We start from the raw sequence: 23,433 nt of genomic DNA, 5'->3' as shown, positions 1-23,433 counted from the left end.
CCCTCAGGCGAAGGCGATCCCGCCCGGCGTGATCGTCGCGCGGGCGCGGCGGGCCGAGTGGCACTGGATGTTCACGGCGACGGGGTTCTGGGTGATGTGGGTCGCCGCCACCTCGACATGGACGGCGAAGCTCGTGGAGCGCCCGCCGAGCCCCTGCGGGCCGATGCCGAGCTCGTTGACCGCGCGGGACAGCTCCGCCTCGATCCGCGCGCCCTCGGCGTCCGGGCAGGGGGTGCGCAGCGGGCGCGTCGCCGCGATCTTGGCCAGATGCATGCAGAGATCGGAGGTGCCGCCGATCCCGACGCCCACGATGGTGGGCGGGCAGACCCGGCCGCCGAGCTCGATCACCCGGTCGATGACGAAGCGCTTGACCGCGCCGATCCCGTCGGAGGGCAGCAGCATCTGCAGGAAGGAGCCGTTCTCCGAACCCGAGCCCTTCGGGATCATCTCGACCGCGACGGTTTCCTCCCGCGCGTCGAAGTCGACGTGGATGATCGGCACGCGGATGCCGCAGGAGGTCTGCTCGTTCTGCCGGGTGATCGGGTGGACCACCGAGGAGCGCAGGGAGTATTCCCGCGTCGCCCGCTCGCAGCCCCGCCGGATCGCGGCCTTGAGCTCGGCGCCGTCGAAGCGCACGCCGCGCCCGATCGTGACGTTGTAGATCGGGATGCCGGTATCCTGGCAGAGGATGTTCCGCGTGCGCTCGGCGACCGCGACGTTCTCCACCATGGTGTCGAGGATCGCCCGCCCGGTGGCGCTGGTCTCGCCCCGGCGCAGGTCCTCGAACCCGGCCTTGATGTCGGGCGGCAGGATCTTGAGGGCGCGGACGTAGAGGTCGCGGCAGACCTCTTCGAATTCGGTCAGATCGAGGTCCATGCGGGACTCTCCCCGGGGTGCCGCGCGGCGGATCAGGCCGCGCTCAGAAGGAACAGCAGGCCCACCGCGAAGGAGGTCGCGACGCAGCCCGAGACGACGAGGGCAGTGCGCTCCCGGTAGGAGAGCCACTCGATCGCCAGGATGCGCAGGCCCAGCGCCATATGGACGGAGAGGGCGCAGACGAGGCCCCACTCGGCCACGCGTACCGCGAGGTTGTGGGTCAGCCCGAGGAAGCTTTCGAGCCGGTCGGCGCCCTGGAGCGCGGTGCCCAGCGCGATGAAGTGCATCGGCAGGAACAGCGCGAGGGCGACGCCCGACAGGCGGTGGATCAGCGCCGCGGCGAAGCCCGGCCGGCGCCGGGTCCGGGCGATCCGGGCGGCGATCATGCGAGGTACACGGCGAGGGCCGCCCTGAGGCCGAGCACGGCGATCAGCGCCGAGAGGGCGATCATCGCCCCGTCGAGGGAGCGCCCGCGCCAGCCCATCCATTCGCGCAGGACGCTGCGCAGCCCGATCGGCGCGTGGATCGCGGCGGCGAGCACGAAGACGCCGTAGAAGGCGAGGAAGGCGGCGTTGCCCTGGGTCCGCGCCAGGATCTCCCCGGCGCTGAGGCCGCCGCGCACGGCGTACACGATGGTGGCGAGATGGACCGCGACGGTGAGCGCCAGGATCGCCGCGGTCCCGCGCTGGGCCAGATAGAGCAACGGGCTCATCGCGGCCTCCGGAAGCGGCGCAGCGCGGCCCGGCCGGTCTCGCGCTTGAGGCCGGCGATGGCGAAGGTCGGCGCCAGCGCCTTCGGGCAATGCTCGGTGCAGCTCATGTGGCTGTGGCAGGAATGGCAGCCGGCATCCCCGGCGACCGCCGCGAGGCGGGCCTCCTGCCCGCGGTCGCGCGCGTCGTTGACGAGCGTCCAGGCCCGGTTGAGGGCGGCGGGCCCGAGATAGTCGGGATTCCACGAGACCACGTCGCAGGCGGCGTAGCAGATCCCGCAATTGATGCACTCGATCCCGGCATCGACCTCGCGGCGCTCGGCGGAATCCGGCAGCACGGGCACGAAGTCGTCGGGCGGGTTCTCGCCGGGCTCGAAATACCCGTGAGCCCGGCGCCATTTCTCGAAGAACGGCTCCATGTCGACCGCCAGGTCCTTGACCACCGGCAGGTTGCGCAGGGGCTCGAGGGTGAGCGTGCCGTTCTCCTCGACCGCGGCGACGCGGGTCCGGCAGGTCCAGCGCGGGCGCCCGTTCACCGTCATCCCGCAGGAGCCGCACATGCCGACGCGACAGGCGAAGCGGTAGGCCAGCGTCGGATCCTGCTCCCGCTGGATCTCGCTCACCACGTCGAGCACCGTCTGGCTGGCCCGGCGCGGCACGGCGTAGCTCTGGAAGCCCGCGTCGCGCCGGACGCGGACCGACAGCATCGGACCCGCCCCGGACGGCGCCCGCTGAGGCACGGCCGCCATCTCAGCGCTCCGCCGTGACGGCGGCCGAGGGGAAGAACAGCTCGCTCTCGGAACTCGCCTTGGTCGAGACCAGCCCGACGCGGTTCATGTATTCGAGATAGGCGATCATGCGCTTGGGCCGCGTCGTCCACTCGTTCTGGGGCGAGCGGATGATCGCCTCGGCCTCGGCCTGGCTGAGCTTGGCGTTCTCGGCCTTGATCCAGAGCGCGGCGGCGCGGGCCGGGTCGTCGCGGATCAGCTTCAGGCTGTCCTCGAGGGCCGCCAGGAAGGCCGCGGTGACCTTCGGGTTCTGGGTGACGAAGCGGGTCGAGGCCCAGACCAGGTTGAAGGTGTGGGGCCCGCCCATGACGTCGTAGCTGTCCAGCACCTTGCGGGCACGGGGATCCTTCAGCTCCATCTCCTGGAACGGCGAGGAGCCGAAATGGGCGGTGATCTCGGAGCGCCCGCCGAGCAGCGCGGTCTGCGCGTCGGGGTGGCCCATCGAGACGGTCTGCGAGTCGAGCTTGCCCTGCTGGCCGGGGCCGAAGACGCGCTCGGCCGCCATCTGGAGAGTGAGCGCCTGGATCGAGGTCTTCACCGTCGGCAGGGCGATCTTGTCGCTCGGCCCGAAATCCTTGATCGAGGTGACCGCCGGATTGACCGTCACCAGCCAGAGCGGCATCGCGTTGAGGGCGGCCACGCCCTTGATCTTGAGGTTGCCGGTGGTCCGACTCCAGATCGTCAGCATCGGGCCGACGCCGCCGGCCGCGAAGTCGAGGTTCCCCGAGAGCAGGGCGTCGTTCATGCCCGAGCCGCCGGTGAAGCGCAGCCATTCCGTGGCGACGTCGAGGCCCTGCTCCTTGGCGCGCGTCTCGAGGAATTTCTCCTCCTCCATCAGCGTGAGCGGCAGGTAGGAGATGCCGAACTGCTTGGCGAGGCGGACGGTCGCGACCTCGGCCTGGGCGGCGGTCGCGGCCGACCACAGCATCGCGGCCGCGCCGAGCCCCCGGATGATGCTCCGTGCCGACATGCGTTCCTCACCCGTAGCGTCGATTGTGGCGTTCGACTTGGGCGCCGAGGATAGACCCGGTGCCGCCCCTGTCAACGGTTCTATGTCATATACATGACTCGGCGGCGGACCGGCGCCGGCTCGAGGGCCGGCGCCGGTCCGGTCAGGTCTGCATGCCCCAGCGTCGGACGGTGCGGCGCTCGATGGTCTGGAAGATCAGGTTCTCGACCACGAGGCCGATCAGGATCACCGTGAGGAGGCCCGCGAACACGTTCGGGATGTCGAGCATGTTCTTGTTCTCGAAGATGAACCATCCGAGGCCGCCGGAGCCCGAACTCACGCCGAAGACGAGCTCGGCCGCGATCAGGGTGCGCCACGCGAAGGCCCAGCCGACCTTGAGGCCGGTGAGAATGCTCGGGAAGGCCGCCGGGATCAGGATCTGGCGGATCAGGCGCGCGCCGCCCAGCCCGTAGTTGCGCCCGACCATCTTCAGGGTGCGGCTCACCGAGAGGAAGCCCGAATGGGTGTTGAGCGCGATGGCCCAGGTCACCGAATGCACCAGCACGAAGATCAGGCTGCCGTTGCCGAGGCCGAACCAGATCAGGGCGAGGGGCAAGAGGGCGATGGCCGGCAGCGGGTTCAGCATCGAGGTCATGGTCTCGAGGAAGTCGGTGCCGATCCGCGAGGCGATGGCGATGCCCGTGAGCAGCGTCGCCAGGGCGATGCCGAGCCCGTAGCCGACGAGCAGCACCTTCACCGAGCCCCAGGCCCGCAGGGGCAGGGTTCCGTCGGCGACCCCGCGCCCGAAGGCGGCGATCGTGGCGGTGAAGGTCGGGAACAGGAGGTCGTTGTCGAGGTAGCGGCCGTAGATCTCCCAGATCGCGGCCAGCACGGCCAGGATCAGGATCTTGCGCAGCCAGGACTGGTTGTAGAGCAGCTCGACCGTCGAGAGCGGCTTCTCCACGACGGTGCCGCCGCGGGCCTTGTCCCGGTCCCGGACGATCTCCGGCCTGTTCGCCGCGAACGCGGGCGCGCCCGCCGCGGGATGCCCTGCCGTCCCGTCGCCCGGCACGGCTGCCGTACCCTGCTGAATTGCGCCGCGCTGGGTCGGGCCTCCATCCGCTTCGGCAAGGAGAGCCCTAGACATTCTCCGCCTCCTTGATCTCTTCCGAGAACAGCATCTGCTGGATGCGCTGCTCGAGCTGGTGCTGCTCCGGGCCCGTGCCGGAGCTGTTCAGCTCGGCCTTGACCTCGCCGGGATGGGGCGAGAGCAGCAGGATCCGCGAGCCGATCTTGATCGCCTCCGGGATCGAGTGGGTGACGAAGAGCACGGTGAAGCGGGTCTCGTCCCAGAGAGCGAGCAGTTCGTCCTGCATGCGGCGCCGCGTCAGCGCGTCGAGGGCCGCGAAGGGCTCGTCCATCAGCAGGATGTCCGGCTCCATCGCCATGCCGCGCGCGATGGCCACGCGTTGCTTCATGCCGCCCGACAGCATGTGCGGGAAGCTGTCGGCGAAGGCCGTGAGATTGACCTTGTCGATGTAGTGCATCGCCCGCTCCTCGGCGGCGCGGCCGGTGAGCCGCTTCGAGGCCTCGAGGGCGAAGACGACGTTCTGCCGGACGGTCTTCCAGGGCAGGAGCTGATCGAATTCCTGGAACACCATCATCCGGTCCGGGCCCGGATCCTTGACGACGCGGCCCTTGAGGCGGATCTCGCCCTCGGTCGGCGGCATGTAGCCGCCGACGGCTTTCAGCAGGGTCGACTTCCCGCAGCCGGAGGGCCCGAGCAGGACGAACCGGTCGCCCAGCAGCACGTCGAAGCTGACCCGGTAGGTCGCCGTGATCAGATGGTGCGGCGTCTTGTACTGGAGCGTGACACCATCGACCTCCAGCAGCGGCCTCTCTCGTTCCATCGGCTCCTCCCACGCGTCGCGGCTCGGGCCGCGATCTTGTCTCGTTCCGGGCTCCGGCCGTGCATTCCGGTCTCTGGAGCCCGCGCGGACCGTGGCGTTCGGTCCGCGTCGCGGCGGGATGTCCCGTCCCCGAATTCTTACCGGCGCTTCGGCGGCGCCGGAAGCCGCCATCGGCCGTTCGGGAAGGATCCCCGGACCGGCCATCCGCGACGACGCTTGGCGTGCGCGCCATCGCGAGCCGGATCGGGGAAGGGCCCGTCGCCGCCCGGGCCGAGCTTATCAAGGGCCCCAGGCGGCGTAAAGGTTTCTCTGTCTTTTATATGACAGGTTTTAATGCCTAGTCATTTGGGACCCGCCGATCTCGTCGAGGGCGAGGCCGGTCGCCCTCTCGAGCCGATCCCCCGATGCCGCCAGCCGAGCGCCGGATGGGACAGGGACGGGCGGATCCTCCGGCCGCCGGTCCCGCCTACGGCACCGCGGACAGGCGCCGCGCGATCCAGGCCTGGGCTGCCGCGAGATCGTCGAAGACGGGGGCCTGGGGATCGTCGACCGGACCGAAACCCGCCTCCAGGAACCATTTGCCGACATCCCCATCGTGGATCTTCGACAGGCGCACGAGCACGGCCACGAGGTAGCCGTCCGCGAAGACCAGCTGGCTCTCCTGATCGTCGCTGCCGGTCGCAACCTGCACCGGCTGGAAGCGCAGGCTCATGCCGCCCTCCCGACGAGGTGCAGATAGTTCGGCTTGAACCCCGCGAGCGCCTGCAACTGCGCGAGATCGAGGATCCTGAGCCGGGTGCCGACGAGCGTGATCAGGCCCCGGTCCCGAAGGCCGCGCAGGGACCGGTTCACGTGGACGCTCGAGATGCCGGTCGTGTCGGCCAGCTCCTCCGGGCTCAGCGGGAAGGCGTAGCTGTCGGCATCGGCGTGCCCGACGGCCTGGAGCCGCAGGAGGAGCTCGCACAGGAGATGCGCGACGCGTTCCTCGGCGGAGCGGCGCCCGATATTCAGCAGCCACTCCCGCAGCGTCGCCTCGTCCACGAGCGTGGCCAGCCGCAGGGCGTGGGCGATCGCCGGATGGTGACGCAGCAGGTCTACGACGGTGTCCAGCGGGATCTGCACGACCCGGCACTCGGACATCGTGCGGATCGAATGATCCATGGCCTTCAGCAGGGCGACGTCGAGGTCGCAGAAATCGCCTGCGATCAGGAAGGCCATGATCTGGCGCGCGCCCTCCGCCGTGAACTTGTAGCGGCAGGCCATGCCGTCCAGGATGAGGAAGACCCCCGCGGGGGCATCGCCCTCGCGGATCAGGTCCGTGCCGGCCGCAACGGACCGGCTGCTCGCACAGACCTGCTCCAAGATGGTCCTGTCCGCATCCGACAGGGGCGCCAGGCTCTCCAGCTTGCGGATCAGCGGATTGGATCCGGGCTCCGGCCGCGATGTGGCACCGGCCCTCTCGAGCTGAGCGTCGTCCTGCATGCCTCTCTACCTACGATTGTGTGCCTCGATGGGGCGGGATCTAATGCATCCGCGCCGCTTGCCCACGGTCGGCGGCGTCTGCGTGGGATGGCGTACGGAGTTGCGCCCGCACAGGCGGCCTGCCCATGAGGCAGCCCCCGGCTTCTCGACGCACGATCTCGATCGGCGTGGCGGCAGCGAGAAACCCCGACGCAGGATGTCGGTCCGGGGTGGCGGCGACCGGTTCAGGAGGCGGGAAGCGGCGCCGCACGGGCCGCTCCTCCGTCGCCGCGGCTCCTCAGAGCCGCGAGACGTAGGCGGCGAGGTCGCGGATCTCGTCGTCCTTGAGATCCTGGGCGACCTCGTTCATGGCCGGGTCGTAGCCCGGACGCGTGTTCGACTTGTAGCCGGTCAGCGCCGCCGCGAGATAATCCTCGCGCTGGCCGCGGATGCGCGGGATGGCGTCCTGGCCCGCCAGGTCCGGGCCGTGGCAGGAGGCGCATTGGTGCTTGGCGACGAGGCCTTGCGCGCGGGCCGCCAGCGCCGGGTCGGGCGGCTGCGCGGCGGCGGGCGCGGGCAGAGCCGCGAGGGCGTCGGCGTAGCTGCGCAGGTCGTCGTCGGACAGGCCGGCGGCCATCGCGTTCATCGGCGGAGCCTGCCGCTGGTTCTCGCGGAACTGGAAGAGCTGCGTGACGATGTAATCCGCCTTCTGGCCGCCGAGGGAGGGCACGCCCTCCGTCTCGGAACGCCCGCTCTCCCCGTGGCAGCCGAGGCAGGGCGCGATCTTGTCCTGCATCGGAGCGGCCGCGGCCGCGGCGGCCCAGACGAGCGCGCCCGCCGCGAGGGCGGCCCCGCCCCTTCGGGCCCCCCGGCGGAAAGCCCCCGCTCGCAGGCGAAGCCGCGCCATCCCTCGGTAGAGCGCGCTCACTTGGCGTAACTCACCCGGTAGATCGCGCCGTTGTAGTCGTCCGACACGAGGAGCGCGCCGTCCTTGGCCACCAGCACGTCCACCGGACGGCCCAGATAGGCGTTGTTCTGGATGAAGCCCGTCAGGAACGGCTCGAGCGCGCCGACCTTGCCGTCGGGGCCGGGCCGCGCCACCATCACGGCGCCGCCGAGCTTGGTCGTGCGGTTCCACGAGCCGTGCTGGGCGATGAAGACCGCGTCCTTGTAGGCCGCCGGGAACTGCGCGCCGGTGTAGAAGCGCATCCCGAGCGAGGCGGTGTGCGCGCCGAGCAGCGCGACCGGCGCGGTGAATTCCGCGCAGGAATGGCCCCAGCCGTATTCCGGGTCGGTGAAGGTGCCCTGGTGGCAGAACGGGTAGCCGAAATGCTGCTTGCCCGGCTCGGAGATCACGTTCAGCTCGTCGTTCGGAATGTCCTCGGACACCCAGTCGCGGCCGTTATCGGTGAACCAGAGCTGCTTGGTGGCGGGGTTCCAGTCGAACCCCACCGTGTTGCGCACGCCGCGGGCGATCACCTCGACGTTCTTGCCGTCGAGGTCCATCCGGCGGATCTGCGCGTGGGTCTCGGGCGGCATCACGATGTTGCCGGGGGCTCCGATCGGCACGTAGAGCTTGTCGTCGGGCCCGATGGCGATGAACTTCCAGCCATGCGCCTCGTCCTTCGGCAGGTCGTCGTAGACGAGGGCGGCCTTGCCCGGATCGTCGAGGTGCCGGAGGATGTCGTCGTAGCGCCAGATCTTCGACAGCTCGGCCACGTAGAGCGCACCGTCGTGGAACGCGACGCCGTTCGGGCGGTGCAGCCCCGAGGCGAGGGTCTTCACCACGCGCTTGCCCTGTGCGTCGGCCTCGGGCAGCACCGCGTAGACCCGGCCGACGGTGCGGGTGCCGACGAAGAGGGTGCCGTCCGGCGCCTGCGTCATCGAGCGGGCATTGGCGAGGCCGCTCGCGTAGACCTCGACCTTGAAGCCGTCCGGCACGGTGAGCTTGTCGAGGGGCAGCTTCGCCACGGGCGTCGGCAGCGGCGGGCCGGCCACGGGGGCGAGCTTGGCCGCCGCGCCGCCCTCCGGGCGCCCGTAGAGGGCCGAGCCGCGATCGATCTGGACGTTGGCCGGGGGCGCTGCGGTGGCCTGGGTCTCCTGCGCCCGGGCCGGCGACAGGCCGGGTGCCGCGAGGCCGAGACAGGCGACCGCCGTGGCGAGACCGCGGGACAGGGCTGGCGTCATGGATGTCTCTCCCGATGCGGCCGGATCGATCGTCCGGGGCGCTTTGCATGCGTTATTCAGTGAATGAATAGGGCGCGCGGGCGCGTGTAAAGCGGTCGCCCGGCGACAGATCGGCGCCGGCGTAAAGGCCGGGCCGGGAGTCCGGCGCGCGCACGTCGACGCGGGCAGGATCTGCGGCCTGCCCGCCCTGGGCGCAGGCGGACCGGCACCGGCTCGGTCGCGATCAGCGGTGCCCGGAGCCGCGGTCGGCGTCGAGCTGTTTCAGGAGCTCGGCGAGGCGCGGGTCGAGCGGCTCGTCGATCACGGGCTCGTAGAGCGCCTGGAGATGGCGGCCGAGGCGCTCGCGGGTCAGATCGTCGAGACGGGGGCCGTCCTCGTCGATGGAAGCGCGGCCGGAGGAGGTCTGCTGCGTGCGCGACATGCCTCATACATTGGCGCGTCCGGCGTGCCGGCAATGGTTCCGGGCGTGAAGCCGCGTCAGGACCCCGGTCAGATCGCGGCCCGCTTCTCCATGATCTTGGTGTCGACCGCGTCCGCCGGCTCGTACATCCAGCGGCAGAAGGCGCCGGCCATCATCGCGCCCGCGACGGGGGCGAGCCAGAACAGCCAGAGCTGGCCCACGTAATCGCCGCCGACCATGAGGGCCGGCCCCGTGGACCGGGCCGGATTGACCGAGGTGTTCGTCACCGGGATCGAGATCAGGTGGATGAGCACGAGGGCGAGGCCGATCGGGATGCCGGCAAACCCCACGGCCGCCCCCTTCGAGGTCGTGCCGATGATGATCATGAGGAAGAAGAACGTCGTCAGCACCTCGGTCACGAGGCAGGCCACGACGCCGTACTGGCCCGGGCTGAGGTCGCCGTAGCCGTTCGAGGCGAAGCCGTTCGGCACCCAGCCGGCCTTGCCGGATGCGATGGCGTAGAGGAGGCCCGCGCCCACCACGGCGCCGACGACCTGGGCGGCCACGTAGGGGGCGACGTGCCGGGTCGCGCAGCGGCCGGCCGACCACAGCCCCAGGGTCACGGCCGGGTTGAAATGTCCGCCCGAGACGTGGCCGACCGCGTAGGCCATGGTGAGCACGGTGAGGCCGAACGCGAAGGCCACGCCGAGGAAGCCGATGCCCAGGCCCGGATAGGCCGCCGACAGGACGGCCGCGCCGCAGCCGCCGAAGGTGAGCCAGAAGGTGCCGAAGAACTCGGCCACGGTGCGACGCATCGTATCGTGATCCATGACGGGATCCTCCGGGATCGTATCGGCGACGGGCTTGTCTCTCGGCTCTCGACCTATGGGCGCGCGGCGGGATCGATCCGTCCGGACTCGACGGCCGCCCGATCACTACCGGCACTCTGTGCGTCCGGCACGGAACGCTTCGTCGGGCCGGACGATGAGAAGTAAAGAGCGATAAGAAATCTTGTCAAGTATGTATTGGCGCCGGCATAGTGCCGTCGCGGCGGCTCACGGGTCCGCTCGAATTCAAGCTTCGGCGCAACCGCGCGCCGTGATCGGGCTGATTTAGGCGCGAAGTCCTTTGGCCGGCCTGCGTACAGGTGGCGTCAAGCGAGCCTCTCCGTAGCCTCCGGCCGCGATGCGCTGAGGAAGCCGGCAACGGACGTATCGGCCGGGGTTAGCGCTGGCCCGGACACTTTGCCGCAGCCTTCCGCCGCCGCTATCCCGCTGATCCCGGAATGGAATTTTGGGGGGATAGGGGCGCCCGTCCGTGAGCCCGGCCCCGATGCTCCGATCGACCCGCGGCTGATCCCGGCGCCGTCCCGGCCGGATCCGGGCGGGCGCCGCGAGGTAATACGAAATCGCGTACCGTCTCATACAGATCTTAGATTAGTGTCCGAGCGAGTCTGTACTTCCAAGATCGAGCCCGGCTCGGCGGCCCCGGCAACCCGGGGCGGGTCCGCCGAGCGAGCGAGAGGGGAGCCGCCATGCAAGAGGTTCTCGCGGGACTCGACTTCGGCGAGATCCCGGCCTCTCGGCTCTCGCAATCCGACCACGTCGTCGTCAGCCACGACATCGCGGCGCTCGCCGAGGCCTGGACCGATCTCGAGATGCGCGCCGAGGCCACCGCCTTCCAGAGCTTCGCATGGTGCCGCGCCTGGGCCGAGGCGACGCGGGCGGCGGGCCTGCGCGAGGTGCCCCACATCGTCACGGTCTGGCGCAGCGGTCGCCTCGTCCTTGTTTGGCCGCTCGTCCTGCACCGCCTCGGTCCGCTGCGCGTGCTGCAGAGCTTCGGCGCTCCGGCGACCCAGACCGCCGACGTCCTGGTCGAGCGGGACGGCGCCAGGCTCCGCTGGATCGAGGCGGCCTGGGACCAGCTGCGCCGCTGCCGGGGGGTCGACGCGGTCCTGCTCAAGGGCGTCCGGCAGGATTCCGCGCTCGCCGCCTTCCTCGCGACCCGTGGGGAGGCGATCGCGATCGGGAGCGGTGCCGCGCCCTGCGCCGATTTCAGCCCCGGGGCGGTTGTCCCGGTCCGGCGCCGCTCGGGGCGGACGCGCAACGCCCTGCAGCGGCACCAGCGCAACCTCGCCGAGCACGGGCCGGTCTCGCTGACGGTGCTGACCGATCCCGAGGAGCGGGCGGCGGCGATGCGCCGGCTTCTCGACCTCAAGCACGCCTGGCTCGTGCGCACCGCGCAGGTCAGCGCCGGCTACGCCCATCCCGCCAACGGCCATTTCCTGCCCCGCCTCGCCCGCGAGCCGGATTTCGTCGCCTATCGGCTGATGGTCGGGCCGGAGACGGCCGCCCTGGAGGCGGGCCTGCTGCGGGACGGCCGCTACTGGTCCCTGGTGCAGTCCTACGACGAGCGCTACGCCGCGCACGGGCCGGGCCGGCTGCTGTTCTGGCATCTGATCGAGCAGGCGCCGAGCCTCGGGATCACGCTCTTCGACTTCCTGGCGCCCGCGACCCGGCACAAGGCCGAATGGGCGAACATGGCCGTGACTGTGCAGGACGTCGTCGTCCCGACCCGTCTGCGGGGCCGCATCGTCGCGGTCTACATCCGATCCCTGCGCCCGTGCCTGAAGGCGCTGCTCCTGCAGGCCCGCCTGTGGACGCGGGCCCTGACCGCGGCGCGGCGCGACCCCCGGTGAGCGGGGCCCGCACAGGCGCCGTCGGCGGCTGAGCCCTCGGGCCGCGCGGAGTCCTCTCACCGCACCGCGAGTCAGCTCCCGACTCCAAGACCTCCCCAGAACTTCCTCCCGACCGGCCCCGGCGCAGATCAATTGCGCGCGGGCGATCGGATCGTATCTTTTGCGCTTGTGCTGTGCGGCACAGATTTCGGGTCTGCGATGGCTAGCATCTTGTCTACCGAACGGCAGGAGGTCGCCACAATGTGCGCAACGATCATCCGCACCGTCTGGACATCACAGCCGATGCAGCCGCCCGCCGGGGAGACGGAGGCTGCGGAACGGCGCGATGCCGGGGCATCGCCCGGGCCTTCGCCGGCCCGCGCCGCCAGCCGTGTCCCAGGCTCCCGCATCGTCTCGCCGCAACCCGAACGACAGGAGGCCAGCGTGCGTGCGACCAGTCTCGACTCATTCCGCGGCGAAGCCCGGGCGGCCCCGTTCCCCTGGCCCCGCACCTATCCCGGTACGGGTCCAGGTGCAGGTCCAGGCACGGGGGCGGGCCCGGCGCAGGCGGAGGGCCACGATCCGGCGCTGGCGCTCATGGGCGCGCCGCTGCTGCGGATGCTCGATCGGATGGGCAGCGGCGGCGTGATCCTGTCCGCCGCCGGGCAGATCCTGGCCCGCAACGCCGAGGCGGCGCGAATCCTCTCGGAACTGGGCTGCCCCGACGCACCGGAGCCCCGCACGGCGGGCGCGGACGGCCGCGCCATCCTCAACCAGCTTCTCGGGCGTGGCCGTGCGCGCGCGCGGCTGGATGCCGAGGACTGGATCCTGATCGAGCGGGCGGATCGGCGACCCCTCGTCATCAGCGTGATGCCGGTCCCGGTGCTCGGCGAGAGCGGGATGCGGGCCATCCTGATGCTGATCGATCTCCAGGCCGCGCCGCTGCCCAACCACGCGGCCCTCAAGCGCATCTTCGGCCTAACCGCGGCCGAGTCCCGCCTGGCGATCTGCCTGGCCCGCGGCGCGACTCTCACCGAGGCGGCCGAGGCGCACGGGGTCAGCGTCGGCACCGTCCGCACGCAGCTAAGCGCGATCTTCGCCAAGACGCATACGCGGCGCCAGGCCGAGCTCATGATCCTGATGACGCGCCTCGCCGCCCTCGCCTGACGGGCCCCGGGGCGCCTCGCGGGCTCCCGCCTCAGCGGGAGGAGCCCGCAAGGCGCCGCTCGAACCGGCGCAGCAGCAGGTTGCCGCGCGCCACCGCGCTGTCGAGGGCGGCGCGCGCGCTCTTCTCACCCGCGAGCGCCGCCTCGATCTCCTCGGCCCAGATGTCGCGCAGCTCGACCATGTTGCCGAGGCGCAAGCCGCGGGAGTTCTCGGTCGGCGCCTTGCCGGTCAGCTCGACGACGGGCACCTTCAGGTCGGGATTTCGGTCGTAGAAGCCGGACGCCTGGATCTCCGCGTAGGCCGCGCGCGTGATCGGCATGTAACCGGATTCCCGGTGCAGCCGCGATTGCAGTTCCGTGCGCGACAGGAAGGCGAAGAATTTCGCCACGCCGCGGTACTCGTCCGCCGTCTTGCCCCCCATCGCCCAGAGGGAGGCGCCACCGATGATCGAGTTCTGCGGCGCGCCCGGCAGATCGGGGTAGTACGGCATGGCCGCCGCCGCCCAGGCGAAGCGCGCCCGCCGGCGCAGCGTGCCGTAGAGGCTCGACGAATCGAGATAGATCGGACACTCGCCCGAGGGAAAGCGGTCCTCGTCCGTGTTCGTGCGGCCCGAATAGTCGAAGGTCCGGTCCTTCTGCAGGGCCACGAGGTTCTCGAGGTGCCGGACCTGGGCGTCGCCGTTGAAGGTCAGCACCGCGTCCGGCCCGTCGAGCCCGTTCGCACGGGTCGCGAGCGGCAGGTTGTGCCAGGCCGAGAACTGCTCGATATGCGCCCAGGTCGGCCACGCGGTGGAGAAGCCGCAGGTGACGGAGCCGGCCGCCCGCAGGGTCGCGGCCGCGGCGAACACCTCGGGCCAGGTCCGGGGCGGCCGGTCCGGGTCGAGGCCCGCCCGCCGGAAGGCGTCCCGGTTGATCCACATCACCATCGACGAGCTGTTGAAGGGGAAGGACAGCATCTCGCTCTCCGGCGTCGAGTAGTAGCTCGCGATGGCCGGCAGGTAGGCGCCCGGATCGAAGGCCTCGCCCGCCTCGCGCATCACCCGGTAGACCGGCTTCACGGCGTCGCCCGCCGCCATCATCGTCGCGGTCCCGACCTCGAAGACCTGCAGGATGTGGGGCGCGTTGCCGGCCCGGTAGGCCGCGAGCCCGGCGTTCATCGTGTCGGCGTAGGAGCCCTTGTAGGTCGGGACGATCCGATACTCGCTCTGCGCGCCGTTGAACTGCTCGGCGATCTTCAGGATCGTGTCGTTGTTGCCGCCCGTCATCGCGTGCCACCAGCGGATCTCGGTCTGCGCCGAGGCCGGGCCGGCCCCCCCGAGGATCAGCAGCGCCAGCACGATCACGCGGAGCCACGACGCCGGTGCGCGGGCGAAAACCGCGGCTGCGCGGAACGTCGACTTCCGGAGTCGCCGTGCGCGGCAGGACTGCATTCCATGCTCGACAACGACCGGCGAAAAGCGTTTCCTCGTCATCGTCGCAACCCCAGGTGTCACAAACCTATGGTGGATCTCAATCACGGCGCACTTGCAGACCTGCGCGGTGCCAGCATCCTCGTTGTAGATGACAATGATGACAATCGCTATACCCTGACGTTGATGTTGGAGCTGGATGGTTTTGAGTATATATCCGTCGCATCCGGCGGGAAAGAAGCTTTGGAGCGGCTGTCTGTACAGAAATTTGATGTCATTCTTCTTGACATGATGATGCCGGATATCAACGGAGACGAGGTCCTGCGCCGCATCAAGAGCGATCCCGACACGCGGGAGATCGGTGTGGTGATGATCAGCGCCGACACCGACGCGGCCAACATCTCGCGCTGCATCGGCCTCGGCGCCGACGATTACTTGCCGAAACCCTTCGATCCGGTGATCCTGCGCGCGCGCATCGGCTCGATTCTGCAGAAGCGCGCCTTCCGGGCCCTCGAGACCGACTATACCGTCAAGCTCGAGGCCGAGCAGCGCCGCTCGCGCACGCTCCTGCACAACATTCTGCCGCCCGAGATCGCGAGCCGGCTGCTCGCCGGCGAGAGCAACATCGCCGACCATTTCGAGGAGGCGACCGTCCTGTTCGCGGACCTCGTGGGGTTCTCCCAGATCACGGCCCGGATGCGGCCCTACGAGATCGTCGCCTGCCTCAACCGGCTGTTCAGCGAGTTCGACACCCTGGCCGAGGCGGCGGTGGTCGAGAAGATCAAGACCGTCGGGGATTGCTACATGGCCGTGGCCGGCGTGCCCACGCGCCGCCGCGACCACAGGCGCGTCGCCGTGGACCTCGCCCTCGACATCGTCGCGGTGGCCGAGCGGGTGCGGCTGCCCTTCCCGTTCTCCATGCGCGTCGGCGTCCATTCCGGGCCGGTGATGGCCGGCGTCATCGGGACGCGAAAATTTGCCTACGACGTCTGGGGCGACACCGTGAACCTCGCCGCGCGGCTCGAATCGCAGGGACGGCCGAACGGGGTGCTGATCTCCGCGGCCACGGCCGAGGGGCTCGGCGGCGCCTTCGCGCTCGAGGGGCCGCACCGGGTGGCGACCAAGGATCAGCGGTCCATCGAGGCCTTCTTCGTGACCCGGGCGTGAGGGGCGGGACGGGACCGGGCGTCGCGGACGGGGTAGACCGGATCCGCGGCGGGACGTGCAGCGGATCTTGCAAGCGCTGGAGTGCCATCGGATGCCAGGGGTACTGACGCGGCTCGGTCTGGGGCAGGGGCTGCCGGGCAAGCTGCTGCTGTCCTACGTGGCGGTCTGCAGCTTCGCGGTGGCCGCCGCGCTCGTGGGGATCATCGCCTTCGGGCGCATGGGCCGGGCGCTCGACGACGTGACGGCCGGCACCGCGCCCGCGATCGCGAGCCTGGAATTCTCGCGGCAGGCCGAGCGCATCGCCTCGGCGGGGCCGATCCTGCTCAACGTCACGACAGCCACCGACATCGACGCCCTCGCGGGCTCGCTCCGCACCGATCTCGTCCGGCTGCGCGCCCTGCATCGGCAGCTCTCCGGCACCGCGATGGCGGACGAGGCCCTGCGCGAGATCGGCGCCGTGCTCGACGCGCTGGTCTCCAACCTCGACGCGCTGGCCGTCGTCGCCCGGCGGCGCGTGGCCGCGACCGACCGCAAGGCGAGCGATTTCCGGGACGCGTTCGAGGCCTACGGCCGGTTCTGGTCGCTCGCGCAGCCGGCCTTCGATGCCTTGCGCACGCGCATCTCCGAGTTGAAACGCGCCCTCTCCGAGGCCGATGGCGAGCGGCAGCGGCGCCTCGTCGGCGATCTCGACCAGGCGGTCGCCGATCTGGCGCCGGTCGAGCTGGTTCAGCAGCAGGCGAGCGCGGCCTTCAACGCCATCGCCCTCTCGCTCAACGCGGAGGGCTCTACCCTGACGGGGCTCGGCGAGGGCGCGCGCCGGGCGATCCAGGATCTCGAGCGCTACGGCGCGCAGCTCGATCCCGATATCGCGACCGCCCTCTCGAGCCTCACCAGCCGCCTGCGCGTGAAGGCCGTCGGCCGGCTCAGCATCCCGGCGACCCGGGCGGCCGAGATCGCGGCCACGGCCGAGGCGAACCGCCTGATCCACGCCAACGCCGATCTGACCGGGCAGCTCGGCACCGTGGTCGCCCGCCTCGTGCGGCGGGCCGAGGACAACAGCCGCGCGGCTCTCGCGGCGGCGGCCACCACCCGGGACCGGGGCCGCGATGCCCTGGTCGGGCTGGTGATCCTGAGCCTGCTCACCTCGGTCGCGATCGTCTGGCTCTACATCCAGCGCGACGTGATCGCCCGGCTGGCCACCCTGTCGAGCGGCATGCGGGCGATCGCCTCGGGCCAGCGCGACGTCGCGATCCCGATCCGGGGCCGCGACGAGATCACCGAGATGGGACAAGCCCTGCGGGTGTTCCAGCGCAACGCGATCGAGCTCGATCGCCTGCTGGCCGAGCGCCGGGAGGCCGCCGCCAATCTCGAGCGCATCGTCGAGGAGCGCACAGCCGAGCTCGCCCGGCGCGGCGCGATCTCCCAGGCGGTGTTCGACACCATGGCGCAGGGCGTCTGCATGTTCGACCGGGACGGCCGCCTCGCCACCTGGAACCGCCATTTCGAGACGCTGCTGCAGCTCCCGCCGCACCTGCTCGTGGAGGGCACCCGCTTCGCGGAGTTCGTCGCCTTCTGCGCCGCGCGCGGCGATTACGGCCCGTCGATCCCGGGCGGCACCGCGGCGGCCGATCCGTCCGGGCTGGCCGAGCCGGGCAGCGGCGAACGCACCCTTGCGGACGGCCGCGTGATCGAGGCCCACCGCAACCCGATGCCGAGCGGCGGCGTGGTGACGATGTACACCGACGTGACGGCGCGCCGGACCGCGGAGCGGGTGATCCAGGACAGCGAGCGCCGCCTGCGCGCCATCGTGGAGGCGGCGCCGATCGCCCTCGTGATCGTGGGCGAGGACGGCCGGATCCGGCACGCGAACCGCAGCTTCCACGCGCTGTTCCGTTTCGCCGAGGACGAGGCGGTCGTGGGCCGCAGCGCCTTCGAGCTCTACGTCGACCCGCAGCAGCGCGCGGTGCTGCTCTCCGACCTGACGCGGCACGGGCGCTCGTCCAACCGCGAGGTGGTCTATCGCCGCCGCGACGGGTCGGTGTTCTGGGGCCTCGTGTCGAGCGAGGTGATCGCCTACGACGGCGAGCTCGGCCATATCGCGGGCCTCGCCGACATCAGCGACCGGAAGCAGGCGGAGGCCGAGCTGCAGAAGGCCAAGGAGGCCGCCGAGGAGGCGAGCCAGACGAAGTCGCGCTTCCTCGCCAGCATGAGCCACGAGCTGCGGACGCCGCTGAACGCGATCATCGGCATCACCGAGATGCTGGCCGAGAACGCGCCGCGCTTCGGGACCGAGAAGGCCGTCGAGCCCCTGCGCCGGGTGCTCCGCGCCGGCCGCCATCTCCTCGGCCTGATCAACGAGATCCTCGACCTCTCGAAGATCGAGGCCGGCAAGCTCGAGCTGACGATCGAGCAGGTTGCGCTCCCGGCCCTCGTCGACGACGTGCTGGCCACGGCGCGCCCGCTGGCCGAGCAGAACAACAACCGGCTCGACGTCGCCTACGCAGAGGGACTCGGCCCGGTCCGCGCCGACGCGATGCGTCTGCGCCAGTGCCTGCTCAACCTGATCGGGAATGCCTGCAAGTTCACGAAGGACGGCGAGGTCCGCGTCCGCTGTGCCGAGACCGAGGCCGAGGGCCGCCGCTGGATCGCGATCGCGGTGGCGGATACGGGCATCGGCATGACGCCCGACCAGATCGGACGCCTGTTCCAGGAGTTCAGCCAGGCCGATTCCGGCACCTCGCGGCAATTCGGCGGCACCGGCCTCGGCCTCGCGATCAGCCAGCGCCTGTGCCGCCTGATGGGCGGCGACATCACGGTGACGAGCGAGCCCGGCCAGGGCTCCGTCTTCACCGTCCGGCTTCCGGCGGAGACGGTGCCGGCCCGACGCGAGCCGCCCTCCCGGCCGCCCCCGCCCGCCCTTGCGGCCCAGGCGGCCAAGCCCCGCTCGAACACCGTCCTGCTGATCGACGACGACGCCACCTCGCGCGAGCTGCTCACCGACTATCTGGAGAAGGACGGCTTCCAGGTGGCGACCGCCGCGAACGGGCTCGAGGGCCTGCGCCGCGCCATGGAGCTGAAGCCGGTCGCCATCACCCTCGATGTGCTGATGCCCGACCTCGACGGCTGGACCGTGCTCGCCGCGCTCAAGGGCAATCCGGACCTCTGCGACATCCCGGTGATCCTGGTGACGATCCTCGACGCCACGCCGCACGGCATGGTGCGGGGCGCGGCCGGCCATCTCACCAAGCCGATCAACCGCCTCCAGCTCCTCGATCTCCTCGGGCGCTGGCGCACCGACGGGCCCTCGCGGGTCCTCGTGGTGGAGGACGATCCCGACCAGCGCGCCGTGCTGGCGGCGGCGCTGCCCGCCCATGGCTGGCAGGTGGCCGAGGCGGTCAACGGCCGAGACGGGCTGGACAAGCTCACGCGCGCGGGCGCCGACCTGATCATCCTCGACATCACCATGCCGGAGATGGACGGGTTCGAGTTCATGGCCGCCCTGCAGGCGAACCCGGATTGGCGGGACATTCCGGTCGTCGTGGTGAGCGCGCTCGATCTCACCGAGAACGACCGCCAGCGGCTGAACCTCGGCGCGGAGCGCATCTTCAGCAAGGCGAGCGTCAGCCCGGGCGAGCTCGCCGCCCAGATCCGCGCCCTCGTCCCGCACGCCCCCGCCGCCGAACGGGAACTGGAGCCCGCCCCGTGACCAGGATCCTGTACGTCGAGGACAACGACGACAACGTCTTCCTCCTGCGGATGTGGCTCGACATGCTGGACGGCTACGCGCTGCTGGTCGCCGAGGACGGCCTGACCGGCATCGCGATGGCCGGCGCCGAGCGGCCGGACGTGATCCTGATGGACATGAACCTGCCGGGTATCGACGGCTGGGAGGCGACGCGCCGCCTGAAGGCGGATCCCGTCACCGCCCCCATCCCGGTCATCGCCCTGACGGCGCACGCGATGACGGGCGACCGCGAGCAGGCGCTCGCCGCCGGCTGCGACGACTTCGACACCAAGCCGGTGGATTTCGACCGGCTGCTCGCCAAGATCGAGCGGGCCGCCCGGAGGCGGCCCGCTTCCGGCGATCCCGGTCCCTGACCGGGGCGATCGCGGGGCCCTCTCGGCCCGCTCGCCGACAGGGCGGGATCGCGTCGCCCGAGCGGCCGTCAGTTCGCCCGCGAGACCTCCACGAGATTGTCCGAGAAGGACGGGGCGTGGCCCATGTCGGTGAAGGCGCCGGACGAGATGCTGTTGACCGTGCCCTCGTTGAGCTGGCGCCAGTAGCCCAGCGTCGCCACCACGATGCCGGCCTTCACGTCGTCGGTGATGCGGGCCACGCCCTTGAAGGCCCCGCGGTCGTTGCCGACCTTCACCCGGTCGCCGTCCCGGATGCCGCGCGCATCGGCATCGTGCTGGCTGATCATCACGAACTGCTCGCCCTGGCCCTTCTGCTTGTCCTCCATGTTCGCGTAGCAGGAGTTCAGGAAGTAGTGGCTCTTGGGCGAGACGATGTTGAGCGGGTAGCGCTTGGCCAGCTCGGGGTCGTTCGTGTGGGACTCGCGCGGGCCGAGGTAATCCGGCAGCGGATCGAGCGCCTCGCCGGGCTGGAAGCCCTCGTACATCTGCCGGAACGGGGGGGCGACGAAGTTCGTGGCACCCTCCACCTTCAGCATGCACTTGCCGGTCGGCGTCGGGAAGTTGCCCTCCCGGTGGGGAGCCCGGTCGTCCGGCGTGCCGACCTTGAGGCGGGCGAAGCCGTGCTCGCGCATGTAGGCGAGATCGATGCCCTCGCAGGCCGGCGCGTTCCAGTCGACGTAGTGCTCAAGGCACTCGCTGTCGGTCCACTTGAAGTTCTCCTCCTCGAAGCCGAGCCGGGCGGCCAGCCGCCGGAAGATCTCGTTGTTGGGGATCGCCTCGCCCGGCGCCTCGGCGCATTTGGTGTTGTAGGTCAGGTAGAGATGGCCCCAGGACAGGATCATGTCCTCCATCTCGGCGCCCATCGTGGCCGGCAGCAGGATGTCGGCGTAGGAGGCCGTGTCCGAGATGAAGTGCTCGGCCGAGACCATGAACAGGTCCTCGCGCATCAGGCCCTCGACGATCTTGTCGGTCTCGGGCGCCTGCGTCACCGGATTCGAGTTCCAGCACATCATCGACAGGATCGGCGGGTCGAGCTTCATCTCGCCGGTCAGCGCCCGGCCGATCTGCAGGTTCGAGACGACCCGGGTGCCCTCCGGGATCAGGTCCGGGCGGCAGATGACGTCGAACTTGTACGGGTGCTCCCACACGCCGAACTGCGTGATGCCGCCGCCGACATGGCGCCACGCGCCGGTGAGCGCCGGGATGCAGGCGACCGCCCGGATGGTCTGGCCGCCGCCGTAGTGCCGCTCCAGCGCCACGCCGATGCGGATGCCCACGGGCTGCTCGGTCGCCATCTCCCGGGCCAACTTGCGGATGTCGTCGGCGGAGACGCCAGTGATCTCGGCAGCCCATTCGGGCGTGCGCTCGGCGGCGCGCTCCTTCAGCTCCTCGTAGCCGACCGTGTAATTGTCGACGTAGTCCTGATCCACGAGGCCCTGCGCGATGATGGAGTTGATCAGCGCCATGGCGAGCGCGCCGTCCGTGCCGGGCTTCGGCGCGATGTGCCAGTCGGCGGCCTTGGCGGTGCGCGAGGCGTAGGTGTCGATGACGACGACCTTGGCGCCCTTCTTCTGGGCGTCCTTCACGATGGCCCAGTGGTGGAGGTTCGTGCTGACCGAGTTGCAGGCCCAGATCACGATGTATTTGGAGTGGATGTAGCTGTCGGGGTCGAGGCCCGCGGTCGGCCCGACGGTCAGGAGCCACGCCGTGCAGGAACCCTCGCCGCAGAAGGTCCGCTCGGTCACGGTGGCGCCCATGCGGTTGAAGAAGGCGTCGCCGCCGTTCAGCCCGTGCACGAGGCCCTGATTGCCGAGGTAGCTGTAGGGCGCGATGGCCTGCGGGCCGTGACTGTCGATGATCGCCTTCCAGCGGGCGACGATGGTGTCGAGCGCCTCGTCCCAGGTGATGCGCTCGAACTGCTTGGAGCCCTTCGGGCCGACCCGCTTCATCGGGTAGAGCAGCCGGTCCGGATGATAATGGCGCTTCTCGTAGTCCTTCAGCTTCACGCAGAGGCCGCCGCGGGTCATCGGGTGGTCCGGGTTGCCGCGCACGCCCTGGAGCTGGCCGTCCTTGACGTCGAACAGCATCGAACAGGTGTCGGGGCAATCGTGCGGGCAGCCGCCGAAGAAGGTTTCCGTCAGGCTCTCGGCCTCGGCGACGATCAGGGAGTCCGGCTTGACGATCTCGTTCATGGTTCCTCCCCGGCCGCGCCTCGCGCGAACGATTGTTCAGGCCTTCCCGCCCGTTGCGGGCGGAGCGTAGAGCAGGAGGAAGAAAAGTTCTAATCGAAATCGCGGCCGGCCTCGCCCCTCGGCGGGCCGGTCACGCGGCGGGGGCGAGCCCCGCGATGCCGATGCCAAGGCGCTCCGGGCCGCGCAGCGACGCGCCCGGCCGGTAGGGCGGCGGGTCCTGCAGCAGGCGGGGCGCGATCAGGCGGCGTGTCAGGGCGACCAGGGCGATCTCGGCCTCGATCCGCGCGAGCGGCGCTCCCACGCAGTAATGCAGCCCGCCGCCGAAGCCGAAATGCTGGATGTCGGGCCTGTCCGGGTCGAACCGGTCCGGATCGGCGAACCGGGCCGGGTCGCGGTTGCCCGCGGCGAAGAGCAGGATGATCGCCGTGCCCTTCGGGATCACGGTGCCGCCGATGTCGATGTCGCCGAGGGCCTTGCGGGTCCGGAAATGCACCGGCGGCTCGTAGCGCAGCAGCTCCTCGATGACCCGCGGCGCCCGGGTCGGATCGGCCTTCAGGCGCTCCAGCTCGTCGGGATGGCGCAGCAGCGTGAGCATGCCGTTGGTGATCAGGTTCACCGTGGTCTCGTGGCCGGCGACGAGGAGCAGGATCGCCGTCGCGATCAGGTCGATCTCGCCCATCCGGGGCTCGCCGGGCGCGCCCTTGGCGGCGAGCCCGCTCAGCATGTCGTCGGTGGGGTTCTTCCGCTTCTCCTTGATCAGGCCGCGCATGTAGGCCGCGATCGCGTCGAAGGTGGCGGCGTTGGCTCGGCGCGTCGCCTCGTCGCCGCGGGCGTCGGGCTCGAGCGCGGTGGCGAGCTGCGTCGCCCAGGCCTGGAAGCGCGGCTCGTCTTCCTCGGGCACGCCGAGGAGGTCGCAGATCACCGCCACCGGCAGCGGATAGGACAGATCCTCGACGAGGCAGACCTCGTCGCGCCCCTGGCAGCCCTCGATCAGCGCATCCACCAGGGCGGCGACGCGCCCGTGCATCGCCCGCACCCGGGGCACGCCGAACTCCGCCATCACGAAGCTCCGGAGGGTGTCGTGGTCCGGGGGATCGCGGAAGATCAGGGGTCTATGGGCGTTGGTGACCCGGTCCTTCAGCCGGTTCAGGATCCAGTCCTTGAGCGGGTTGCCGGTGCGCGGACGCCGCGACGGCGGCAGATCCTCCGAGCTGAGGCGGGGGTCGAACAGCAGGCTGCGGATCGCCGCGTGGCTGCTCACCACCCAGCTTCCGTCGTGCTGGCGCGCGACCGGATTCTCGCGCAGGCGGGCGTAGAGCGGGTAGGGATTCGCGCGGTTGCCCGGATCCATGACCTGTGAAAACAGCGTGTCGTCAGCCATGCCGGCCTCCTGCCTGCCCCGAAG

Annotated in this window: 21 protein-coding genes; 5 read left to right on the top strand and 16 right to left on the bottom strand. The window is 70.5% G+C overall.

Going from position 1 to position 23,433, the window contains the following annotated elements; translation table 11 throughout:
* Positions 1 to 3: 3 nt before the first annotated feature.
* From ACS5RC_RS23105 to aqpZ, 13 genes are all read right to left on the bottom strand, one after another.
* Positions 4 to 876: a fumarate hydratase gene (locus ACS5RC_RS23105; protein ID WP_478346270.1), complete on the bottom strand. Its 873-nt coding sequence runs from the start codon at positions 874 to 876 to the stop codon at positions 4 to 6.
* A 32-nt stretch (positions 877 to 908) separates the two neighbouring features.
* Positions 909 to 1,262, bottom strand: coding sequence for a succinate dehydrogenase, cytochrome b556 subunit (locus tag ACS5RC_RS23100; RefSeq protein ID WP_478346269.1), 354 nt, complete (start codon positions 1,260 to 1,262; stop codon positions 909 to 911).
* Complete coding sequence (locus ACS5RC_RS23095; RefSeq protein ID WP_478346268.1) at positions 1,259 to 1,588, bottom strand: succinate dehydrogenase; 330 nt, start codon at positions 1,586 to 1,588, stop codon at positions 1,259 to 1,261. Before ACS5RC_RS23095 ends, ACS5RC_RS23100 begins: the two co-directional genes overlap by 4 nt.
* On the bottom strand, positions 1,585 to 2,334 hold the full coding sequence (locus tag ACS5RC_RS23090) for a succinate dehydrogenase/fumarate reductase iron-sulfur subunit (protein ID WP_478346267.1): 750 nt from the start codon (positions 2,332 to 2,334) through the stop codon (positions 1,585 to 1,587). The genes ACS5RC_RS23095 and ACS5RC_RS23090 overlap by 4 nt, the downstream gene beginning before the upstream one ends.
* Position 2,335: 1 nt before the next feature.
* Positions 2,336 to 3,343: an ABC transporter substrate-binding protein gene (locus ACS5RC_RS23085; protein ID WP_478346266.1), complete on the bottom strand. Its 1,008-nt coding sequence runs from the start codon at positions 3,341 to 3,343 to the stop codon at positions 2,336 to 2,338.
* Positions 3,344 to 3,485: 142 nt separating this feature from the next.
* The gene (locus tag ACS5RC_RS23080) at positions 3,486 to 4,469 is read right to left on the bottom strand and encodes an ABC transporter permease (protein WP_478346265.1); all 984 of its coding nucleotides are present in this window, start codon (positions 4,467 to 4,469) and stop codon (positions 3,486 to 3,488) included.
* Positions 4,462 to 5,232 carry an ABC transporter ATP-binding protein gene (locus tag ACS5RC_RS23075; RefSeq protein WP_478346264.1) on the bottom strand — a complete coding sequence of 257 codons (771 nt, stop codon included), beginning with the start codon at positions 5,230 to 5,232 and terminating at the stop codon, positions 4,462 to 4,464. The genes ACS5RC_RS23080 and ACS5RC_RS23075 overlap by 8 nt, the downstream gene beginning before the upstream one ends.
* 466 nt (positions 5,233 to 5,698) lie before the next feature.
* On the bottom strand, positions 5,699 to 5,944 hold the full coding sequence (locus ACS5RC_RS23070; RefSeq protein ID WP_478346263.1) for a hypothetical protein: 246 nt from the start codon (positions 5,942 to 5,944) through the stop codon (positions 5,699 to 5,701).
* Positions 5,941 to 6,714 (bottom strand): Crp/Fnr family transcriptional regulator, encoded by a 774-nt coding sequence (locus ACS5RC_RS23065; protein WP_478346262.1) that lies wholly within the window; start codon positions 6,712 to 6,714, stop codon positions 5,941 to 5,943. The genes ACS5RC_RS23070 and ACS5RC_RS23065 overlap by 4 nt, the downstream gene beginning before the upstream one ends.
* A 277-nt stretch (positions 6,715 to 6,991) precedes the next feature.
* The gene (locus ACS5RC_RS23060; RefSeq protein WP_478346261.1) at positions 6,992 to 7,489 is read right to left on the bottom strand and encodes a c-type cytochrome; all 498 of its coding nucleotides are present in this window, start codon (positions 7,487 to 7,489) and stop codon (positions 6,992 to 6,994) included.
* 128 nt (positions 7,490 to 7,617) lie between these two features.
* Positions 7,618 to 8,880 carry a PQQ-dependent sugar dehydrogenase gene (locus ACS5RC_RS23055; protein WP_478346260.1) on the bottom strand — a complete coding sequence of 421 codons (1,263 nt, stop codon included), beginning with the start codon at positions 8,878 to 8,880 and terminating at the stop codon, positions 7,618 to 7,620.
* 223 nt (positions 8,881 to 9,103) lie between these two features.
* On the bottom strand, positions 9,104 to 9,301 hold the full coding sequence (locus ACS5RC_RS23050; protein ID WP_478346259.1) for a NepR family anti-sigma factor: 198 nt from the start codon (positions 9,299 to 9,301) through the stop codon (positions 9,104 to 9,106).
* Between the two features lie 68 nt (positions 9,302 to 9,369).
* Positions 9,370 to 10,110, bottom strand: coding sequence for an aquaporin Z (gene aqpZ, locus ACS5RC_RS23045; protein ID WP_478346258.1), 741 nt, complete (start codon positions 10,108 to 10,110; stop codon positions 9,370 to 9,372).
* A 704-nt stretch (positions 10,111 to 10,814) separates the two neighbouring features.
* Here aqpZ and ACS5RC_RS23040 point away from each other — a divergent pair.
* Together ACS5RC_RS23040 and ACS5RC_RS23035 are read left to right on the top strand one after the other, a co-directional pair.
* Positions 10,815 to 11,978 (top strand): GNAT family N-acetyltransferase, encoded by a 1,164-nt coding sequence (locus ACS5RC_RS23040; protein ID WP_478346257.1) that lies wholly within the window; start codon positions 10,815 to 10,817, stop codon positions 11,976 to 11,978.
* A 423-nt stretch (positions 11,979 to 12,401) separates the two neighbouring features.
* A complete protein-coding gene (locus ACS5RC_RS23035; RefSeq protein ID WP_478346256.1) occupies positions 12,402 to 13,124 on the top strand; it encodes a helix-turn-helix transcriptional regulator in 723 nt (240 codons plus the stop codon).
* A 31-nt stretch (positions 13,125 to 13,155) separates the two neighbouring features.
* Here ACS5RC_RS23035 and ugpB read toward each other — a convergent pair whose 3' ends face one another.
* A complete protein-coding gene (ugpB, locus tag ACS5RC_RS23030; protein ID WP_478346255.1) occupies positions 13,156 to 14,466 on the bottom strand; it encodes a sn-glycerol-3-phosphate ABC transporter substrate-binding protein UgpB in 1,311 nt (436 codons plus the stop codon).
* Positions 14,467 to 14,556: 90 nt separating this feature from the next.
* Between ugpB and ACS5RC_RS23025 the strand changes: the two genes are divergently transcribed.
* The 3 genes from ACS5RC_RS23025 to ACS5RC_RS23015 all read left to right on the top strand — a co-directional run bounded on the left by ACS5RC_RS23025 (position 14,557) and on the right by ACS5RC_RS23015 (position 19,797).
* The gene (locus ACS5RC_RS23025; protein ID WP_478346254.1) at positions 14,557 to 15,699 is read left to right on the top strand and encodes an adenylate/guanylate cyclase domain-containing protein; all 1,143 of its coding nucleotides are present in this window, start codon (positions 14,557 to 14,559) and stop codon (positions 15,697 to 15,699) included.
* A 91-nt stretch (positions 15,700 to 15,790) separates the two neighbouring features.
* Positions 15,791 to 19,405, top strand: coding sequence for a response regulator (locus ACS5RC_RS23020; protein WP_478346253.1), 3,615 nt, complete (start codon positions 15,791 to 15,793; stop codon positions 19,403 to 19,405).
* The gene (locus ACS5RC_RS23015; protein ID WP_478346252.1) at positions 19,402 to 19,797 is read left to right on the top strand and encodes a response regulator; all 396 of its coding nucleotides are present in this window, start codon (positions 19,402 to 19,404) and stop codon (positions 19,795 to 19,797) included. Before ACS5RC_RS23020 ends, ACS5RC_RS23015 begins: the two co-directional genes overlap by 4 nt.
* 68 nt (positions 19,798 to 19,865) lie before the next feature.
* On the opposite strand, the gene ACS5RC_RS23010 is transcribed toward ACS5RC_RS23015, so the two are convergent.
* Together ACS5RC_RS23010 and ACS5RC_RS23005 are read right to left on the bottom strand one after the other, a co-directional pair.
* Complete coding sequence (locus ACS5RC_RS23010; RefSeq protein ID WP_478346251.1) at positions 19,866 to 22,028, bottom strand: molybdopterin-containing oxidoreductase family protein; 2,163 nt, start codon at positions 22,026 to 22,028, stop codon at positions 19,866 to 19,868.
* A 130-nt stretch (positions 22,029 to 22,158) separates the two neighbouring features.
* Positions 22,159 to 23,409 carry a cytochrome P450 gene (locus ACS5RC_RS23005; protein WP_478346250.1) on the bottom strand — a complete coding sequence of 417 codons (1,251 nt, stop codon included), beginning with the start codon at positions 23,407 to 23,409 and terminating at the stop codon, positions 22,159 to 22,161.
* Positions 23,410 to 23,433 lie beyond the last annotated feature (24 nt).

It is taken from the genome of Methylobacterium sp. HJ2 (genome assembly GCF_056431005.1).
The sequence above is the reverse complement of the archived record's forward strand: the minus strand, read 5'-3'. Positions and strand labels throughout refer to the sequence as shown.

Bases quoted from the DNA above. Each gene is read 5' to 3' on its own strand.
- ACS5RC_RS23100 (WP_478346269.1), bottom strand. From the start codon at position 1,262: ATGATCGCCGCCCGGATCGCCCGGACCCGGCGCCGGCCGGGCTTCGCC.
- ACS5RC_RS23055 (WP_478346260.1), bottom strand. From the start codon at position 8,880: ATGACGCCAGCCCTGTCCCGCGGTCTCGCCACGGCGGTCGCCTGTCTC.
- ACS5RC_RS23025 (WP_478346254.1), top strand. From the start codon at position 14,557: ATGCTCGACAACGACCGGCGAAAAGCGTTTCCTCGTCATCGTCGCAAC.
- ACS5RC_RS23005 (WP_478346250.1), bottom strand. From the start codon at position 23,409: ATGGCTGACGACACGCTGTTTTCACAGGTCATGGATCCGGGCAACCGC.
- ACS5RC_RS23065 (WP_478346262.1), bottom strand. From the start codon at position 6,714: ATGCAGGACGACGCTCAGCTCGAGAGGGCCGGTGCCACATCGCGGCCG.
- ACS5RC_RS23105 (WP_478346270.1), bottom strand. From the start codon at position 876: ATGGACCTCGATCTGACCGAATTCGAAGAGGTCTGCCGCGACCTCTAC.
- ACS5RC_RS23095 (WP_478346268.1), bottom strand. From the start codon at position 1,588: ATGAGCCCGTTGCTCTATCTGGCCCAGCGCGGGACCGCGGCGATCCTG.
- aqpZ (WP_478346258.1), bottom strand. From the start codon at position 10,110: ATGGATCACGATACGATGCGTCGCACCGTGGCCGAGTTCTTCGGCACC.
- ACS5RC_RS23085 (WP_478346266.1), bottom strand. From the start codon at position 3,343: ATGTCGGCACGGAGCATCATCCGGGGGCTCGGCGCGGCCGCGATGCTG.
- ACS5RC_RS23060 (WP_478346261.1), bottom strand. From the start codon at position 7,489: ATGCAGGACAAGATCGCGCCCTGCCTCGGCTGCCACGGGGAGAGCGGG.
- ACS5RC_RS23075 (WP_478346264.1), bottom strand. From the start codon at position 5,232: ATGGAACGAGAGAGGCCGCTGCTGGAGGTCGATGGTGTCACGCTCCAG.
- ACS5RC_RS23070 (WP_478346263.1), bottom strand. From the start codon at position 5,944: ATGAGCCTGCGCTTCCAGCCGGTGCAGGTTGCGACCGGCAGCGACGAT.
- ACS5RC_RS23020 (WP_478346253.1), top strand. From the start codon at position 15,791: ATGCCAGGGGTACTGACGCGGCTCGGTCTGGGGCAGGGGCTGCCGGGC.
- ACS5RC_RS23080 (WP_478346265.1), bottom strand. From the start codon at position 4,469: ATGTCTAGGGCTCTCCTTGCCGAAGCGGATGGAGGCCCGACCCAGCGC.
- ACS5RC_RS23090 (WP_478346267.1), bottom strand. From the start codon at position 2,334: ATGGCGGCCGTGCCTCAGCGGGCGCCGTCCGGGGCGGGTCCGATGCTG.
- ACS5RC_RS23010 (WP_478346251.1), bottom strand. From the start codon at position 22,028: ATGAACGAGATCGTCAAGCCGGACTCCCTGATCGTCGCCGAGGCCGAG.
- ACS5RC_RS23050 (WP_478346259.1), bottom strand. From the start codon at position 9,301: ATGTCGCGCACGCAGCAGACCTCCTCCGGCCGCGCTTCCATCGACGAG.
- ACS5RC_RS23040 (WP_478346257.1), top strand. From the start codon at position 10,815: ATGCAAGAGGTTCTCGCGGGACTCGACTTCGGCGAGATCCCGGCCTCT.